The 16,405-nt window shown below is 70.3% G+C and carries 15 protein-coding genes; 5 read left to right on the forward strand and 10 right to left on the reverse strand.

What is annotated here, in order from left to right:
* Positions 1-182: 182 nt before the first annotated feature.
* Positions 183-938, forward strand: coding sequence for a maleylpyruvate isomerase family mycothiol-dependent enzyme (locus ACZ6CL_RS22545; RefSeq protein WP_468938009.1), 756 nt, complete (start codon positions 183-185; stop codon positions 936-938).
* 12 nt (positions 939-950) lie between these two features.
* On the opposite strand, the gene ACZ6CL_RS22550 is transcribed toward ACZ6CL_RS22545, so the two are convergent.
* The 4 genes from ACZ6CL_RS22550 to ACZ6CL_RS22565 all read right to left on the reverse strand — a co-directional run bounded on the left by ACZ6CL_RS22550 (position 951) and on the right by ACZ6CL_RS22565 (position 5,315).
* Positions 951-1,802: a carbohydrate ABC transporter permease gene (locus tag ACZ6CL_RS22550; RefSeq protein ID WP_468938012.1), complete on the reverse strand. Its 852-nt coding sequence runs from the start codon at positions 1,800-1,802 to the stop codon at positions 951-953.
* 5 nt (positions 1,803-1,807) lie between these two features.
* Positions 1,808-2,677 carry a carbohydrate ABC transporter permease gene (locus tag ACZ6CL_RS22555; protein ID WP_468938013.1) on the reverse strand — a complete coding sequence of 290 codons (870 nt, stop codon included), beginning with the start codon at positions 2,675-2,677 and terminating at the stop codon, positions 1,808-1,810.
* Positions 2,678-2,881: 204 nt separating this feature from the next.
* Complete coding sequence (locus ACZ6CL_RS22560; protein ID WP_468938016.1) at positions 2,882-4,225, reverse strand: ABC transporter substrate-binding protein; 1,344 nt, start codon at positions 4,223-4,225, stop codon at positions 2,882-2,884.
* 70 nt (positions 4,226-4,295) lie between these two features.
* Positions 4,296-5,315: a LacI family DNA-binding transcriptional regulator gene (locus tag ACZ6CL_RS22565; protein WP_468938017.1), complete on the reverse strand. Its 1,020-nt coding sequence runs from the start codon at positions 5,313-5,315 to the stop codon at positions 4,296-4,298.
* 180 nt (positions 5,316-5,495) lie between these two features.
* Between ACZ6CL_RS22565 and ACZ6CL_RS22570 the strand changes: the two genes are divergently transcribed.
* On the forward strand, positions 5,496-6,836 hold the full coding sequence (locus ACZ6CL_RS22570; RefSeq protein ID WP_468938020.1) for a glycoside hydrolase family protein: 1,341 nt from the start codon (positions 5,496-5,498) through the stop codon (positions 6,834-6,836).
* 1 nt (position 6,837) lies between these two features.
* On the opposite strand, the gene ACZ6CL_RS22575 is transcribed toward ACZ6CL_RS22570, so the two are convergent.
* Together ACZ6CL_RS22575 and ACZ6CL_RS22580 are read right to left on the reverse strand one after the other, a co-directional pair.
* On the reverse strand, positions 6,838-7,422 hold the full coding sequence (locus ACZ6CL_RS22575) for a GNAT family N-acetyltransferase (protein ID WP_468938022.1): 585 nt from the start codon (positions 7,420-7,422) through the stop codon (positions 6,838-6,840).
* Entirely contained in the window at positions 7,419-8,690 is a 1,272-nt protein-coding gene (locus ACZ6CL_RS22580; RefSeq protein WP_468938024.1) for a hypothetical protein, read from the reverse strand. The genes ACZ6CL_RS22575 and ACZ6CL_RS22580 overlap by 4 nt, the downstream gene beginning before the upstream one ends.
* Before the next feature lie 275 nt (positions 8,691-8,965).
* Here ACZ6CL_RS22580 and ACZ6CL_RS22585 point away from each other — a divergent pair, with 275 nt between their 5' ends.
* Entirely contained in the window at positions 8,966-9,274 is a 309-nt protein-coding gene (locus ACZ6CL_RS22585; RefSeq protein WP_468938027.1) for a hypothetical protein, read from the forward strand.
* Between the two features lie 10 nt (positions 9,275-9,284).
* Here the strand turns inward: ACZ6CL_RS22585 and ACZ6CL_RS22590 are convergent, their stop codons facing one another.
* The gene (locus tag ACZ6CL_RS22590; protein WP_468938029.1) at positions 9,285-9,872 is read right to left on the reverse strand and encodes a TetR/AcrR family transcriptional regulator; all 588 of its coding nucleotides are present in this window, start codon (positions 9,870-9,872) and stop codon (positions 9,285-9,287) included.
* Positions 9,873-9,922: 50 nt separating this feature from the next.
* Between ACZ6CL_RS22590 and ACZ6CL_RS22595 the strand changes: the two genes are divergently transcribed.
* Positions 9,923-10,750 carry a class I SAM-dependent methyltransferase gene (locus tag ACZ6CL_RS22595; RefSeq protein WP_468938031.1) on the forward strand — a complete coding sequence of 276 codons (828 nt, stop codon included), beginning with the start codon at positions 9,923-9,925 and terminating at the stop codon, positions 10,748-10,750.
* A gap of 4 nt (positions 10,751-10,754) precedes the next feature.
* On the opposite strand, the gene ACZ6CL_RS22600 is transcribed toward ACZ6CL_RS22595, so the two are convergent.
* The 3 genes from ACZ6CL_RS22600 to coaA form a co-directional block, all read right to left on the reverse strand.
* A complete protein-coding gene (locus ACZ6CL_RS22600; RefSeq protein WP_468938032.1) occupies positions 10,755-11,096 on the reverse strand; it encodes a VOC family protein in 342 nt (113 codons plus the stop codon).
* Between the two features lie 1,325 nt (positions 11,097-12,421).
* Positions 12,422-13,357, reverse strand: coding sequence for a DUF389 domain-containing protein (locus tag ACZ6CL_RS22605; RefSeq protein ID WP_468938035.1), 936 nt, complete (start codon positions 13,355-13,357; stop codon positions 12,422-12,424).
* A gap of 12 nt (positions 13,358-13,369) precedes the next feature.
* Positions 13,370-14,386: a type I pantothenate kinase gene (gene coaA / locus ACZ6CL_RS22610; RefSeq protein ID WP_468938038.1), complete on the reverse strand. Its 1,017-nt coding sequence runs from the start codon at positions 14,384-14,386 to the stop codon at positions 13,370-13,372.
* Between the two features lie 169 nt (positions 14,387-14,555).
* Here coaA and glmS point away from each other — a divergent pair, with 169 nt between their 5' ends.
* Complete coding sequence (glmS, locus tag ACZ6CL_RS22615; RefSeq protein WP_468938041.1) at positions 14,556-16,403, forward strand: glutamine--fructose-6-phosphate transaminase (isomerizing); 1,848 nt, start codon at positions 14,556-14,558, stop codon at positions 16,401-16,403.
* Positions 16,404-16,405: the final 2 nt, after the last annotated feature.

Genomic DNA, 16,405 nt, shown 5'->3' on the forward strand with positions numbered 1-16,405 from the left:
TGGTGGGTGCCGGGGCCCCTCCCGCCGAGTCGCGGCTCCCCGCCGGTGAACCGGGTCCCGGCCCGGCTCCGGTTCGCCCGGTGGCGGGCGCCGGGCGGGGTGGGTGCGGACCCGGGCGGGGGTGGGCACGCGCCCGCGGAAAATGGGGCGACCCGAGGTCGGTACGTCCGTAGCCTTGCGGCGTGACTCTCCTGGGCTTCGACCGCTGCCGCGCCGAAATCGTCAAGCAGGCCGACCTGTTGAGCGCATATCTGACGGGGGCCGATACGGCGGCCACGGTGCCGTCCTGCCCGGGCTGGGACCTGGGGCAGCTCGTGCGCCACCTCGGCGGCGCCCACGGGTGGGCCGAGACGGTCGTACGGACCAGGGCGGCCGAGCCCTTCCCGGAAGACCTGCCCCGCCGCACCGGTGAGGACCCCGCCGCCCTGAGCGCCCAGCTCGGCGAGGGCGCCGCGCGGCTGGCGGAGGCGCTGCGGGGAGTTGGGCCCGATACGGCGGTGTGGACCCCGGGCCCCGGCGGGAACGCGATGTTCTGGGCGCGCCGGATGGCACACGAGACGGCGATCCACCGGGCGGACGCCGCGATGGCTGTCGGCACCGCGTTCCACCTGGACGAGGATGTCGCCCGCGACGCCCTCGACGAGTGGCTGACGTACAGCACGCTGCCCGAGGCGTACGAGGGCGAACCCGCCCTGCTGGGCCCCGGCCGTACCCTTCGTTTGCAGGCCACCGACGCGGGAGCCGAGTGGCTGGTCGACCTCACCGGCGATGCCCCCGCCCTGCGCGGCAGCGGTCAAGAGGCCGCCGTCGAACTGCGGGGCACCCTGACGGACCTGCTCCTGCTCGTCTACGGGCGGCCTGCCCCCAGCGTGCAGGTCACGGGCGACACGGCGCTGCTCGACCTGTGGCTGACACGCTCGGGGTTCTGGCTTCAGTGACGCGACCTGCGCTCACCCCTTGACCGCGGAGCTGGCGACGCCTTGGACGAACCAGCGCTGGAAGAAGGCGAAGACGATCAGGACGGGCAGGACGAGGAGGACGCCGAAGGCGAGGATCTGTCCCCAGTCCGGGGGCTGTTGGCCCTGGAAGACGCTCATCTCCAGCGGCAGGGGGCGGACAGAAGGGTCGGAGACCATCAGCACCGGCCATAGGAACGAGCCCCACTGCATGAGGAAGGTGAGGATCGCGACCGAGGCGAACACCGGCTTGGACATCGGAATGATGACCGCGAAGAAGGTGCGCCAGGGGCCCGCGCCGTCCAGTCGGGCGGCTTCTTCGATGCTGATCGGGATCTTCCGGAAGAACGTGCGGAACTGGTAGATCGAAAAGGCGTTGGCGACGAACGGGATCGCCTGGATGTAGATGGTGTTGCGCTGGTCGTTGAACATGTAGAACAGCGGCACCGCCACCGACTCGAACGGCACCAGCATGAGCAGCAGGACGAGCGTGAAGAGGGCATCCCGACCCCGCCACTTCAGCCGTGACATGCCGTACGCCGCCATTGAGTTGACGAAGAGGCCGCCGGTCACGACCACGAACGACAGGAGCAGCGAGATGCCCATGAAGCGCCAGAAGTAGCCGGTGCTGTCGGAGTTCAGGGCATCCAGCACGTGTGCGTAGTTGTCGAAGGACAGGTGGGTGGGAAGGAAGCCGGTCAGGCCGTTCAGCACCTCGTCGGAGGGCTTGAGGCTGCCCAGGAGCAGGTACAGGACGGGCAGGACGAAGACGAACGCCAGGACGCTGAGGACGGCGTAGTCGGCGAGGCGGCGCAGACGGCGGCGCGGCGCATGGGTCGTGGCCATGGATCTCAGTCCTCGTTGTCGGGCCGGACGACGCGGCGCTGGATGAGGGTCAGGGCGACGACGATCAGGAAGAAGACGACGGTGATCGCGGACGCCTGGCCGATGTTGTTCTGGTCGAAGGCGGTGGTGACGGCCTGGTACATCACGGTGCGGGTGGAGTCCTCGTCGAGGCCGCCGCCATGGATGAGGACGTAGACCTGGTCGAAGACGCGGAAGCACAGCACCGAGGTGAGCATGGCGACGAACACGAGGGTGCCGCGGATGCCGGGCAGGGTGACGTGGCGGAACTGCTGCCATCGGGAGGCACGGTCCAGTTCGGCGGCCTCGTAGAGTTCGCCGGGGATCTGCTGGAGGCCGGCGAGCAGGATGACCATCTGGAAGCCGACGCCCTGCCAGACGGACAGCACGATGATCGAGGCCATGGCGGTGGCGGTGTCGCCGAGCCAGTCGAAAGCGCCCCAGTTACCGAAACTCACCGCGTGGAGCGCGGAGTTGAGCAGACCCTCGTCGCTACGGGCGAGAATGAGCCGCCAGATGACGGCGACCAGCGTCATGGGGAAGACGACCGGCATGAAGAACAGGGACCGGAAGAGACCGATCGCCTTCAGCTTGCGGTTGAGGAGGATCGCGAGGGCGAGCGCCAGGCCCGACTGAAGCGGTACGACGACCACGGCGAAGGTCAGGTTGTTCAGCAGGGCCCGCAGGAACGGGCCCGACAGGTCGGGGTCGGTGAACAGCCGCCGGTACTGCTCCATGCCGAAGAACGTGGGTGCCAGCGGCGAGCCCAGACGCACGTTGTAGAAGGAGAGGACGACGGCGTAGCCGAAGGGGATACCGACGAAGGCGATGAGGCCGACGAGGGCGGGCGTGGACATGAGCAGTCCGTGCAGCCAGTCGCGGTTCCTGGGCCCTGGACGCGCGGGCCGATTCGGCCGCGCGGACTGCGCAGAGGTCACGGGCGGGCCTTCTTCCCTGCCTGGGGGCGCGGTGTGCGCGGGTTCGACGGTCTTCACGGGAGGTCCTGTTCCCGGCCGGGGCGGGCACACCGCCGCAGGCGAGCCCACCCCGGCCGATGCGTCCTACGGGATCTTGTAGCCGGCGTTGTCGGAGTAGTCCCGGTCGATGGCGCGGGTGGCCTTCTCCAGGGCCTTCTTGGCGTCGGCGCCGCCGTAGACGGAGTTCAGGGCTTCGCTGAACTTGGCGGTGACCGTGGGGTATCCCGCGGTGACCGGGCGGGTCACGGCGACGCAGGACTTGATGATGCCGCTGTCGCCGCAGGGCTCGGCGAGCTGGTCGGCGAAGAGCTGGAGCGGGGCGCCCCGCTTGTAGAGAGGGCTCGCGGCGAGCGCGGTCCTGGTGGCGGGCGGGGCGCCATTGGCCTTCGTCATCGCCTTGACGTTGGTGTCGTTCAGGAGATAGTCGAGGAAGGCGCCGGCGGCCTTGCCGTTCTTGGAGCCCGCGCCGATGCCCCAGGCCCAGGAACCCTGGCCGGTCTTGGGGCCGTTGCCGAAGTCGGGCAGCGGTAGCACGACCAGGTCCTTGCCGAGCGCCTTGCTGTAGGCGGGGTACATCCAGTGACCGACCCAGCTCAGCGCCACGCGGCCCTTGGCGAAGGCGTTGCCGTCGGTGTTGGGGTCGACGTACGCCTTCCAGGAGTGGAAGGTCTTCATCGCCGACACCACGGCCGGCGTGTCGAGGGCGCCTTCGGCCTTGCCGTTCTTCAGCAGGGAGCCACCGGCCGACCAGACGATCGGGGCGAAGCCGTAGGTGCCCCATTCGGTGGCGTAGCCGACGCTCTCCTGGAGGTCGAGCACCTTGCCACCCGCGTCCTTGGCCTTGAGTGCCTTGAGCGCGGCGGTGAACTGGTCCGCGGTCCAGTCGTCGGACAGGCCGGTCGGGTACTTCACCCCGGCCGCGTCCAGCAGCTTCTTGTTGCCGTACACACCGAGCCCGGAGTCGTACATGCCCAAGCCGTAGTGCTTGCCGCCGATCTCGCCCTGCGCCTTGCTCGCGTCGGTGGCGTTGGCGAGGGTCCCGGCCGAGATGTAGGAGTCGAGCGCGGCGAGCTTCTTGTTGTAGACGAAGTTCGCCATCGTCGGGCCGTCGAACTCCATCACGTCCGGCAGCTTGGAGGCGTCGGTGGCGGTGATGGTCTTGGTGTAGTCATTGCCGGGTATCAGCTTCAGCTCGACCTTGATCTTTTTCTGGGAGGAGTTGAAGGACTTCACGGCGTTCTGCAGGGCCGTGTCCTCGCTCTTCTGGCCCTGGTGGGCCCAGACGCTGATGGTGCCCTTGCCGCTGCCGGCCGAGGCGGAGGTGTCGCCACCGCTGCCGCCGCCGCAGGCGGCCAGGGCGGCGAGGGGCAGGGCGAGAGCCAGGCTCGTACTGACCGTGCGGCGGTACCTTCTGCTGGTCGCGCTCATGGTGTCTCGTGCCTCCGTACGGTGCTTGGGTTCGTGGTGCGCTGGCGCTTTCCGGGGTGGAGAGGGGGCGCTACTGGGGTCCGCGCGGGCGCGGCGGTGCGGTGGTCTCGCGCAGGACGAGACGGATGGGCATGTGCACCTGCCCCGGCGGTTCGGTGGCGGGTTCGTCCAGCCGGCTCAGCAGCAGCCGGGCGGCCTCGGCGCCTTGGCCGGCCACCGGCTGGGCGACGGTGGTCAGCCCGATGACGTCGGACAGTTCGTGGTCGTCGAAGCCGACGACCGACACGTCGTCCGGCACTTTCAACCGGTGCCGGCGCAGGGCGCGCAGCGCGCCCATCGCCATTTCGTCGGACTGGGCGAACACCGCGGTCGGCGGCCGGGAGGCGGCCAGCAGTTCGGTCATGGCCCGCTCACCGCCCTCGACGGTGTAGTCGCCGTCCGCCTCCAACGCCGGATCGTGCGCGATCCCGGCTTCGGCCAGCACATCCAGGTACGCCTGGCGGCGCGCGATGGGCGTGGTCCAATGCTGTGGCCCGCTCGCCCCGCTGATCATGCCGATCCGGCGGTGGCCGAGGTTCACCAGATGCCGTACGGCACTCTCGGCACCGGCTCGGTCGTCGATGCCGACCACGGTGAAGCCGGGACGGGCGCCGCCGACCGTGCTCGCCAGCGGTACGCCGAGGGAACGCAGCGCGGCCGACTCCTCCTCGTCGGGGATGAGCAGCGACAGCACGGCGTCCACCCGCTTGCGGACCGGCATCCTGGCGAAGAAGCGCTTGCGTGTCTCCGGCGAGCCCAGGTTGTACAACAGGACGTCGTAGCCGGCGGCGCTGAACACCTGCTCGGCGGCGTCCAGCACGGTGCCGAAAAACCAGCGGCCCACGTGCGGGACCACAACGCCGATGGTGAAGGTGCGCCCGCTGGCCAGGCTGGACGCCGAACGGGACGCCGTGTAACCGAGCCGCACGGCGACAGCCGTGATCTGTGCCCGCACCTCGTCGGAGACGCCCGGCCGGCCGCGCAGGGCGCGGGACACGGTGGAGGCCGAGACGCCGGCGGCGCGGGCGACATCGGTGATGCTGACGGTCACAGCGTGTTTCTCCCGTCGTTTTCACATCGGTGTGATCTGGAGGTGACGAGACCGTAAGCCCGGCCCCGCTATTGCGCAAGCGTTTGCGTTCAGTTTTACTTGGCCCGATTCTCAAACGATCCCTTCGAGGTCACTGGTCAGCGCATGCGTTTGAGCGCTGCGAGCCGACAGGAACTGTGCATGCGATACGCCCCGCCCGGCCTCTGCGTGAACGACTTCGCCCTGCTCCGCGACGGCGACGGCACCTACGCGGTGCTGCACCTTCAGGGCCCGTGGACGAGCGAGTTCGACCACCTGAGGATGGAGACCTCGTACGGCAGGGCCACCTCCACCGACCTGGTCTCCTGGCGGCCCGAGGGCACCGCCTTCGGCAACGGCCTGCCCGACCGCTTCGACCAGCAGGCGGTGTGGACCATGCACCCCGTCCCGTACGGCGACGGGATGGCGATGTTCTACACGGGCGTGAGCGGGCTGACGGCGGGCGGCTGGCCGTTGCAGGCCGTCGGGCTGGCGTACTCGGACCGCACCGACGGCACGGGCTGGCGCCGCCACGGCACCGGGCCCGTCGTCGAGGCGGACGCCCGCTGGTACCGCACCGGTGAACGCATGGGCTGGCGCGACCCGTTCGTCGTACGCGACGACGAGTCGGACGGCTGGGTCATGGTCGTCTGCGCGACCGACGCCTCCCTGCCCGTCGAGGTCAGCGGCTGCGTTGCGTGGGCGACCTCGGACGACCTGGAGCACTGGACGGTCCGCCCGCCGCTCATCTCACCCGGTGACGTGGACGAGCTGGAATGCCCGGTCCTCGAACGTCTCGACGACGGCAACTGGCTGCTGATCGGCTCGATCGGCGCCACGCGCGGTTTCGAGGCGTGGACCGCACCCCGGCTGCGGGGGCCGTGGACCCGGCGTGGTCCGCTGGGCCCGACCGGCTCGTACGCCCCTCGCGTCATCGCCGCCCCCGACGGCTCCCGCGTCGTCCTGCACACCACACCCCGCCGGGTCGGCCTGACGGACTCCGGTGATCGCTGCCGCGGCATGCTGGCTCAGCCCAAGGCCCTGGTCATACGGGACGGTTCGGCGCCCCGCCTGGAGTGGTGGCCCGGCCTGGACGCCTGGCTGCTGGAGGAGACGACGGAGCCGGCGCTGCACGCGGTCGGCGATCTCGACGTCTCCGGGCGCGTCGAGGTCACCCTGCGCACCGGCGACGACGGCCCCGCCCTCGCCGTCGGGTGCGACGGCAAGAAACTCTGGATCACCGGCCCCGGCGGCAGCAGAATCGGCGAGACCGTCCTGCCCGAGGCCGCCTCGGCCCTGCGCATCCTCACCGTCGGCGAGTACGTCGAGGTCTACGCCGACGGCGTCTTCGTCCTGACGGACCTGTGCTACTCGGGGCGCCCCGCCCCGTGGACGGCGGTGTCGGAAGGCCGCACCCGCACCGTCCCCGTCCGCAGGGTCCGCCTGCCCGACCCCGGCCGGGACGACGCCTCGGCCGTCTGGCCCGGACCGGCAACGCGTTGACTCAACAGCGACTGGTGGCAGCGGGAGCACGCCCGCCCCGATCGAGGAGCATCACATCATGCAGGTCGGCGCCGTCCCACGGGTGCGCCTCGCCCACCTTGCGGTATCCCCACGCCCGGTAGGCGGCCTGCGCGGCCTCGACGTCCGGCCGTGCGTTGAGCAGCACGCGCTCCTCGGTGCCGTCGGCAAGAACCGCCTCGTGCAGCCGACGGGCCACGCCCAGGCGACGCCACGGGGCACGTACGGCCAGCTCCATCAGCCCGAACGTCCGGCGCCCGTCCTCGCGGCGCAGCTCGTCACTCACCGGCGTGATGAGCCGATCCCACCAGCCGGTGCTCGCGCTCAGCGGGTAGCCGTACGCGATGCCCACCGGCTCCCCGTCGTCCGTGCGGGCGAGGGCGCCCCGGAAGGTCTTCTTGCGGACCTGCGACCGGAACCGCCGGAAGTTCGCCTCGACCGAGTCCGGAGCCTCCCCGTACGGCTCCTCCGCGAATGCCTCCGCGTACACGCACCGGAACTCGGCCTCGGCCTTCGCGGCAGTCGGGCCATCCATGCGCTCGACAGCGATCGTCTCCGGCACAGTCATGAGCATCCTCCTTGTGTGGTCTCGCGGATGCGAACGGAAGTGTCACGTGCCACTGCGGTGTCAATGCCGATGACCGCCTTGTGGAAGGCCTGAACGCGCTGCGCGAGGCGGTCCGAGTCGATCTCCTCGTAGACGTCCAGCACGCTTCCCATCTCCGCGCACGCCTCCTCGACATCACCGGCGTCGAGTAGCGTGCTGGCCAGCTTGGACCGGTACCAGGCTGTGTTGCGGGCATAGCCACCCGCCAAACCATCGACGGCGGCACGCAAGAACGGCACGGCGCGTTGAGGTTCACCGGCGCTTACGTACATGTCCGCCGTGGCGTAGTCGATTTCGATGGGGCTGGCGAACCGCGCCCAGTCCGGCACCTCGGCATCCGTGTCCGTGCGGCTCTGGTACGACAGTGCGCGACTGAGCGCCCGGCGGGCGGCACCCGTATCCCCCGCATTCGTAGCGACGTTGGCCTCGCGAAGGGCGATCACGAGGTGCACGGTCGGCCCTGCCCCGCTTCTACCGGCCAAGCCGTACGCGAACTCGACCGCCGACGCGGCTTCCCATAAACGGTCCGCTTTGATGTCGATCAGCACGAGCGTTTCCAGCGCCGAGAGCTGCAACGAGTCGTCACCAATGAGTTGGGCGGCGGTCAACGCTTCCATGGCGGCGCTGCGTGCCTCCCCTAACGGCCCGCTGTCATAGCCGTACCAAGCTTGATTGCTGTGTAGCTCGGAGAGCATGGCCTGAAGATCGCGGCCGACCCCACCCGTGTAGACGCCACCGCTCAGAGCACCCGTAATGCCCTGCTCAAGCCGCTGGGCCCGCGCCTTCGCGGGGATCCCGCCGGATCGGTGGTCGACCGCGTAGAGGTCGGTGAGCCCCGCACGGAACGCCGCGACATCACTGGCACCGATACGGGTGCCGTGCTTGTTCGGGAGGATCGCCGCTGCGGCGATCGCCCCGGACCCGGTGACGAATGCTCGACGTCTCACCTCTTCATCGTCGCCGATCCTTCCGGAAAACGTACGCCGGTGCGAGGGAACGTTGAATCCCATCTCCGCGAGTGGAAGACCGAACATCGCTTCAAGCACCGCCTGTTGACCCGGGTGCGGTAACGGCGGCGGCGACTCGCTCTCCCACCGCCGGAGTTGGCGAACGCTCAACGAAGCGTCGATACACAGCCGGGCGGCCTCGCGGACGAAGGCGGCAACGAACGTCACCTGGGTGTATCCCGCGTCCTTGCGTAGCCCCGCAAGCCTGCCCCTGTCCGCCATCAAGGTCTCCCCACGCGCATGACCACCTACTCAGCGTAGCGACACGGCCGACGCGCCGTCTGGAGAAACGTCCGCCCAAACGTCCTGTCGCGAGCACCCCTCAACTCCCCAGGAAGCGCTGCACTGGTGAGGTACACACGGGACCCCCGCGACGTTGTGCGACGTCCGGGGGCGTGGCCCACCAGCTAACGGGAGCTGATGAACATCAATCACTTTATGGCCCGTGCCCTCCAATCGGTGAGAGCCGTTTTCGCCGCTCATGGGGAGGCCGCCGAATGGACGCGCTGACCAGCCTGCGGCTGCTGCCCTGGTCCGATCCGGAGGGCAGGCCCTGCTATCTGTCGTCGGACAACGGCGACAGTCCCCTGAACCGACGGGCGGACCAGATCGAGGCGCTGCAACTCTCCATGGGCACGCAGCTCGTCGGCCACGCCCGCGCGCTCCTGGACGACCGCAAGGCGGACACGCAAGAACTCCGCTTCCTGGCGGAGCGGCTGTGCGAGGCGCTATGCGACGTACTGCGGGTGGCGGAGAGCAGAGGGAGACGGCTTCCCGCCCCCGGCGAGGACGAGAGTCCCACCTGAACCCTGCGGCTCAATCGGGCGTCGGCGCGATGACCGTGGCCACGACCTTGCGGACGGCCGCAGCCTCCGGCGGAGTGCCGCGCCGGTCGGCGAACAGCATGTGCGCGGCCCCGATCAGGGTGGGAGCGAGCGTATCGACGTCGGCGTCCGCAGCGAGACGGCCGCGTTCGCGCTCGGCGGTGAGGTAGGAGGCGATCGCGGTCGCGGCATCGGTCAGGATCGGGAGGCCAGTGGGCCTGGCCTGGCGCAGCCGGGAGCGCAGTTCGTCCCGGGAGGTGACGAGGCTGACGATCGCCACCGCGACCGGACCGAACAGGTCCATCAGCGCCCTGGTGAGGTTGTCGGCAACCGTGCCGGTTCCGGCGGACTCGCACAGGGCAGCGGCTTGGTCGTCGATCCGGGCGACGCGGTCCAGCACCAGCTCGGCGAGGAAGGCGTCGAAGTCGGCGAAGTGCCGGTGCAGGACGCCCTTGGCGCAGCCCGCCTCCGCGGTGACCGCCCGGCTGGTCAGCGCGCTGGGCCCGTCCCGGAGCAGGACGCGCTCGGCGGCATCGAACAGTTGGTCGCGCACGTCGCGGATGGCTACTCCCGTGGGCACCCTGCATCTCCTCCTTGACGAGTGGGCATGTGCCCACTCATAGTGGGCACATGCCCACTTTACCGCCGGAGCGAGCCCCTCGCTCCGAACACGCGCCCCATCAACACCGTGAGGTAGCGGAGTCATTCGGTTCCGATGCCGAACGCTACGACCGGACTCGGCCCCACTACCCTCAAGCCATGGTGGACCGGATCGTCGCCGCCGCCCCCGGCCCGGACGTCCTCGACGTCGGCTGTGGCACCGGCATCGTGGCCCGGCAGTTCACGGCGGCCGGGTGCCGGGTGCTGGGTGTCGATGTCGACGCCAGGATGGCCGACCTGGCGCGACAGCGCGGACTCGACGTCGAGGTGGCGTCGTTCGAAGCCTGGGACCCGGCCGGGCGGACCTTCGACGCCGTCGTCTCCGGACAGACCTGGCACTGGGTGGACCCGGTCGCCGGAGCCGCCAAGGCGGCCCAGACACTGCGCCCTCGCGGCCTACTGACCCTCTTCTGGAACGCGGGCCAGCCCTCGCCCGAACTGACTGAAGCCTTCGCCGAGGTCTACCGCCGGGTGGTGCCCGGCTCCCTCGCCGCCCGCCAGGGGACGGGGTCGGCCGTGGACGGGTACGCGGCGCTGGGCGCCAAGGGAGCCGACGGGATCCGGGAGGCGGGCGCGTTCACCGAGCCCGAGCAGTGGCGATTCGACTGGGAACAGCCCTACACACGGGCCGAGTGGCTGGACCAGCTCCCCACCCAAGGTGCCTTCACCCGGCTCCCCCAGGCCGAACTGGACGCGGTGTTGGCGGGCGTCGGCGAGGCCATCGACGCCGCCGGAGGCAGCTTCACGATGCACTACGCCACCGTGGCGGTCACCGCGACGCGAACCGGTACGGAATGAAGGTTCAGGGCCCGACGTACTCGTAGACCCCGCCGTGGGGGTGCCGCAGTACGGCGCGGTGGCCGTTGGGGGTCGGAGAGATGGGAGCCACCACCTCGGCGCCTCCCGCCACGGCTTCCTTCACCGCTGTGTCGAGGTCTGCCACCGCCAGAGTGGCCGCCACACCGGCGACTCGGCGCACAGCCTCGTCCGGGCCGCTGAACAGTAGGAACGGGCCCACGCTTGCCAGGGTGACCCCGGCAAAGGCGAAACGGGACGCGGTGCTCCCGGTGAGCTTCTCGTAGAACGGCACGGCCGCGTCCAGATCCTCGACGCGCTGCCGCACGACCACTGATTCGATGGACATGCCCCACCCCCGTAGTCCGGTTTGACGTGCATTCTGCCGTGTACCGGAACCGGGCCGGTAGACGCCCTCCAGCGGGCCGGGGACTGGGGGCCGGGCCACCAGCGAGTGCCGATGCTCAGGCGAGGCCTACGTCATCACACCAGGCGGTTCGGCCACGCCCCGGTAGGTGGCCCAAGCCGCGCCACCCACGCCTTGCACTGGCCGCCCACCCCTCGGCCGCCCCGGCGGTGTGCCCGGCCGCGATGAGCTGCACCACGAGGCAGGCGGGGTCGATGAACCCGGCGCCTCGGGTTGGCCAGGACCAGTCCACGATCCGCCGACCGCGTTCCCCGAGGATCACGTTGCTGGGGTTGATGTCCGTATGCAACAGCGCGTCGCCCCGGAACAGTGCAGCTTCGGCCTCGTCGGCCGCGAACCGGTCCCAACGGTTCTCCGGCCAGTCTCGGGCGAGCCGGCGAGCACGGCTCGCTGACGCCGGCTCGCACGGCATCGTTTCGCTGCAGCCCGGAGACCGACGACATGATCCGACGCGACACTGGGTCGCTGCTGTGCAAGCTGAGGCGTTCGCGGGGCTGAGCGATCGGACCGCGTGCGAAAGTGCACTTGAGCAGGCCGAGAAGGTCGCGGACATGACCGGACCGGCACAGAACGGGGGTTGGCTCCGCTTCGACGGCTCCCGGCTCGCGGAGGAGCGGGGTGCTCGGTACGTCCAGTTGGGTCGGCTCGACCTTGCTGAGCAGATACTTCAGAGTGCCCTTCGGCAGGCTGTCCTGGCAGAGGGACAGTCCTTTCGGCGCCGAGGTGCCGTGCTTGGGAATCTGGCCGCCATCGGCATCAAGCGCAACGATCCGGAGCAGATCGTCGTTTACGCCCGCGAGGCGCTGCACCTGGCGCGGGAATCTTCGTCCGGCTACGTCGCTCGTAGACTCCAGGACCTGCGTACGGAGGGGCGTTATCGCGGCGGCTTGCCCTTGTCGTACAGGCCAGACCGTGAAGAGCTTGCTCAGGTCCTTGCCGGGCGGACGAAGCCGGTATCCCAGTGCTCAGTGGCCGCCGCGTGGCTCGAAGCAGCCGGTCTCCAGAAAGCGGCCGTTGACCGTGACCTGGTAGTTGGTCGGCTGCGTGAAGGCGGTGACGCACGCGTCATGACGGACCCGCAGGGCGATGAGGGCGAATCCGCGGCATCACGGACGGATTCCGCGGATTGGCCGAGACTGCCCCGACTTCAGCGGGACCGGACGCGGAGTCCCCGAACGGCGTCCAGGGGTGAAGCCTCCACGCGGCGGAGCCGCATATCGGTACTGAGGGGAGGCGCGGGGTGGGGGCTAGCCCCGGCGCGCGCCACCCCGGCGCGCCCACAGCCACCGCTGCGCCAGCAGCGTCAGCGTCCCCGCCACCACGATCCCCGCCAGATTCAGCAGCAGCTGCTCACTCGACCCCACCATCTGGTCGACGTCCCCGTACCCCAGCGCCACCGCCGCGTTGGCCGCCGCGGGCACCGTCGTCACCGAGATCGCCACGCCCACCAGCGCGCCCGACTTCGCCGAGGTCAGCGACAGCGTTCCCGCGATGCCCGCCAGCACGGCGACCACGAACGAGAACAGGTCCGGCTTCCAGATGAAGTCCGTGTTCGGGCGGTCCGCGTCCAGCAGGTCCTTCGAGAACAGCCCGAAGGCGTCCATCAGCACGCTGAAGCCCGTCGTCAGCACCATCGCCACCACGAACCCGACGACCAGCGCGAGCGCCGAGCGGGCGGCCAGCCGCGGGGCCCGCCGGACCAGGGCCGTGCACAGCCCGGCCAGCGGGCCGAACTCCGGGCCGACGGCCATCGCGCCGACGATCAGGACCGCGTTGTCCAGCACCACACCGCACGCCGCGATCATCGTCGCGATGGTGAGGAACGCGAGGAAGGTCACCGACAGGGTGGACTCCTCGTGGGTGGCGTCGGCCAGGTGCTCCCACAGCACCGCGTCCGCGCCCTCCCCCGGAGCGTCCTCCTCCGCCCGGTCGGCCCGCTTCGACAGCGACAGATCGATGTCGTCGACCGCGATCGAACCGTGCTCGTCGAGACCGAGCGCCCGCAGCTCGCCCAGCAGACCGTCGCCCGCCTCGCGCGCCACGTCGCACAGCACCACGTCCCCGGCCGGGTCGCGGGCGGCGCCGGGCAGCACGATGAGGTGGGCGGTGCCCACGGTGTCCTCCAGGAGGCGCGCCACCGCGTCCGTCCGGTCGGCCGGGACGATCAGCCGCAGATGCAGCACGACAGGAACTCCTTAGAGCTTGCGCAGGGAGAGCCGCTGCACCTTGTGGTCCGGGCCCTTGCGGAGCACGAGTGTCGCGCGCCCCCGCGTGGGCTGCACATTCTGCTGGAGGTTCGGCTTGTTGATGGTCCGCCAGATCATGCGGCCGTAGTCCAGCGCCTCGTCTTCGGAGACCTGGGTGTACTTGCGGAAGTACGAGGACGGGTCCTGGAACGCCGTCTGGCGCAGCTTCCGGAAGCGGTCGAGGTACCAGCGCTCGATGTCCGCGGTACGGGCGTCCACGTACACGCTGAAGTCGAAGAAGTCCGCGAGCCCGACCCGGGTCAGCCCGTCCTTGCCGGGCAGGGCGGGCTGGAGCACGTTCAGCCCCTCGACGATGAGGATGTCCGGCCGGTGCACCGTCAGCCGCTCGCCCGGCACGATGTCGTAGATCAGGTGCGAGTAGACCGGGGCCGAGACCTCCGCGCGGCCCGCCTTCACATCGGCGACGAAGCGGGTCAGGGCGCGGCGGTCGTACGACTCGGGGAATCCCTTGCGGGACATCAGCCCGCGCCGCCGCAGCTCGGCGTTGGGGTAGAGGAAGCCGTCGGTGGTGACCAGCTCCACCCGCGGATGTTCCGGCCAGCGGGCCAGCAGGGCCTGCAGCAGCCGGGCCGTGGTCGACTTGCCGACCGCGACGCTGCCCGCCACGCCGATGACGAACGGGGTGCCGGTCTGGGGGCCCTGGCCGTTCTTGGCGTCGCCGAGGAAGGTGTTCAGCGCGCCGCGCAGGCTGCCGGTGGCGGCCACGTACAGGTTGAGCAGCCGGGACAGCGGCAGATAGACGTCCCGTACCTCGTCCAGGTCGATGACGTCGCCAAGGCCGCGCAGCCGCTCGACCTCGTCGGCGCTCAGCGGCAGCGGGGTCTTGTCCCGCAGCGCACTCCACTCGGCGCGGGACAGGTCCACATACGGGGTCGCCTCGCCGCCCCGCCGCTGCGGTGCGCGCACGGGCCCGGTGCGCGCCTCGCGCGCGGTAGGCGTGATCATCCCTTCATTGTCGTGCCCCGGCCCGCCGGAGGGACGGGCCGGGGCAGTGGGGTCGGTCACCCTGGTCGTGCGCTTCCGGGCGGGGTTGCGCGCCTTATGCCCGTAAATGGGAGGGCCGACGCGCGGGCGGTGGCCCGGCCCCGCACCGGTGGGTCGTACGCTGCACTGCATGTGCGGAATCGTTGGTTACGTGGGAGGGCAGTCCGCCCTCGATGTCGTCCTCGCCGGGCTCAAGCGGCTGGAGTACCGCGGCTATGACTCGGCCGGGGTCGCCGTCCTGGCTGATGGCGGGCTCGCCGCCGCCAAGAAGGCGGGCAAGCTCGCCAACCTGGAGAAGGAGCTGTCCGACCGGCCGCTGCCCAGCGGCAGCACCGGCATCGGCCACACCCGGTGGGCCACCCACGGCGGCCCGACCGACGCCAACGCCCATCCGCACCTGGACAACGCGGGCCAGGTGTCCGTCGTCCACAACGGCATCATCGAGAACTTCGCCGCCCTCCGCGCCGAGCTGGCCGACCGCGGCCATGAGCTGGCCTCCGAGACGGACACCGAGGTCGTCGCGCATCTGCTCGCCGAGTCCTTCTCGTCCTGCGGCGACCTCGCCGAGTCCATGCGCCAGGTGTGCCGCCGGCTGGAGGGCGCCTTCACCCTCGTCGCGGTGCACGCCGACGCACCCGACGTGGTCGTGGGCGCGCGCCGCAACTCCCCGCTGGTCGTCGGCGTCGGCGAGGACGAGGCGTTCCTCGCCTCCGACGTGGCCGCGTTCATCGCCCACACCCGCGAGGCCATCGAGCTGGGCCAGGACCAGGTCGTCGAGGCCCGCCGGGACGGCGTCGTCGTCACCGACTTCGACGGCGGGCCCGCCGAGGTCCGCCCGTACCACGTCGACTGGGACGCCTCCGCCGCCGAGAAGGGCGGCTACGACTACTTCATGCTCAAGGAGATCGCCGAGCAGCCGAAGGCGGTCGCCGACACCCTCCTCGGCCGCATCGACCTGGCCGGGAACCTCTGCCTGGACGAGGTCCGCATCCCCGCCTCCGTGCTGCGCGAGGTCAGCAAGGTCGTCATCGTGGCGTGCGGTACGGCGTACCACGCCGGGATGATCGCCAAGTACGCCATCGAGCACTGGACCCGCATCCCCTGCGAGACCGAGCTGGCCAGCGAGTTCCGCTACCGGGACCCGATCCTGGACCAGCGGACGCTGGTGATCGCCATCTCGCAGTCCGGCGAGACCATGGACACCCTCATGGCGCTGCGACACGCCCGTGAGCAGGGCGCCAAGGTGCTCGCGATCTGCAACACCAACGGCTCCACGATCCCGCGCGAGTCCGACGCCGTCCTCTACACCCACGCCGGGCCCGAGGTCGCCGTCGCCTCCACCAAGGCGTTCCTCACCCAGCTCGTCGCCTGCTACCTGGTGGCCTTGTACTTGGGCCAGGTGCGCGGCACCAAGTGGGGCGACGAGATCCTCTCCGTGATCCGCGAACTCTCCGAGATCGCCACCCAGGTGGACGAGGTCCTGGAGACCATGGAGCCGGTGCGGGAGCTGGCCCGCAGCCTGGCCTCGAAGAACACCGTCCTCTTCCTCGGCCGCCACGTCGGCTTCCCGGTCGCCCTGGAGGGCGCGCTCAAGCTGAAGGAACTGGCGTACATGCACGCCGAGGGCTTCGCGGCGGGAGAGCTGAAGCACGGCCCGATCGCGCTCATCGAGCAGGACGTGCCGGTCGTCGTGGTCGTCCCCTCGCCGCGCGGGCGGTCCGTCCTGCACGACAAGATCGTCTCCAACATCCAGGAGATCCGGGCCCGTGGCGCCCGCACCATCGTGATCGCCGAGCGCGGTGACGAGGCGGTCGCGCCGTACGCCGACCACCTCATCGAGATCCCCGTCACCCCGACGCTGCTCCAGCCGCTGGTGGCCACCGTGCCGCTCCAGGTCTTCGCGTGCGAGCTGGCCACGGCCCGCGGCAACGAGGTCGACCAGCCGCGCAACCTGGCCAAGTCGGTCACCGTCGAGTGAGC

It is taken from the genome of Streptomyces sp. NPDC041200, assembly GCF_055591805.1.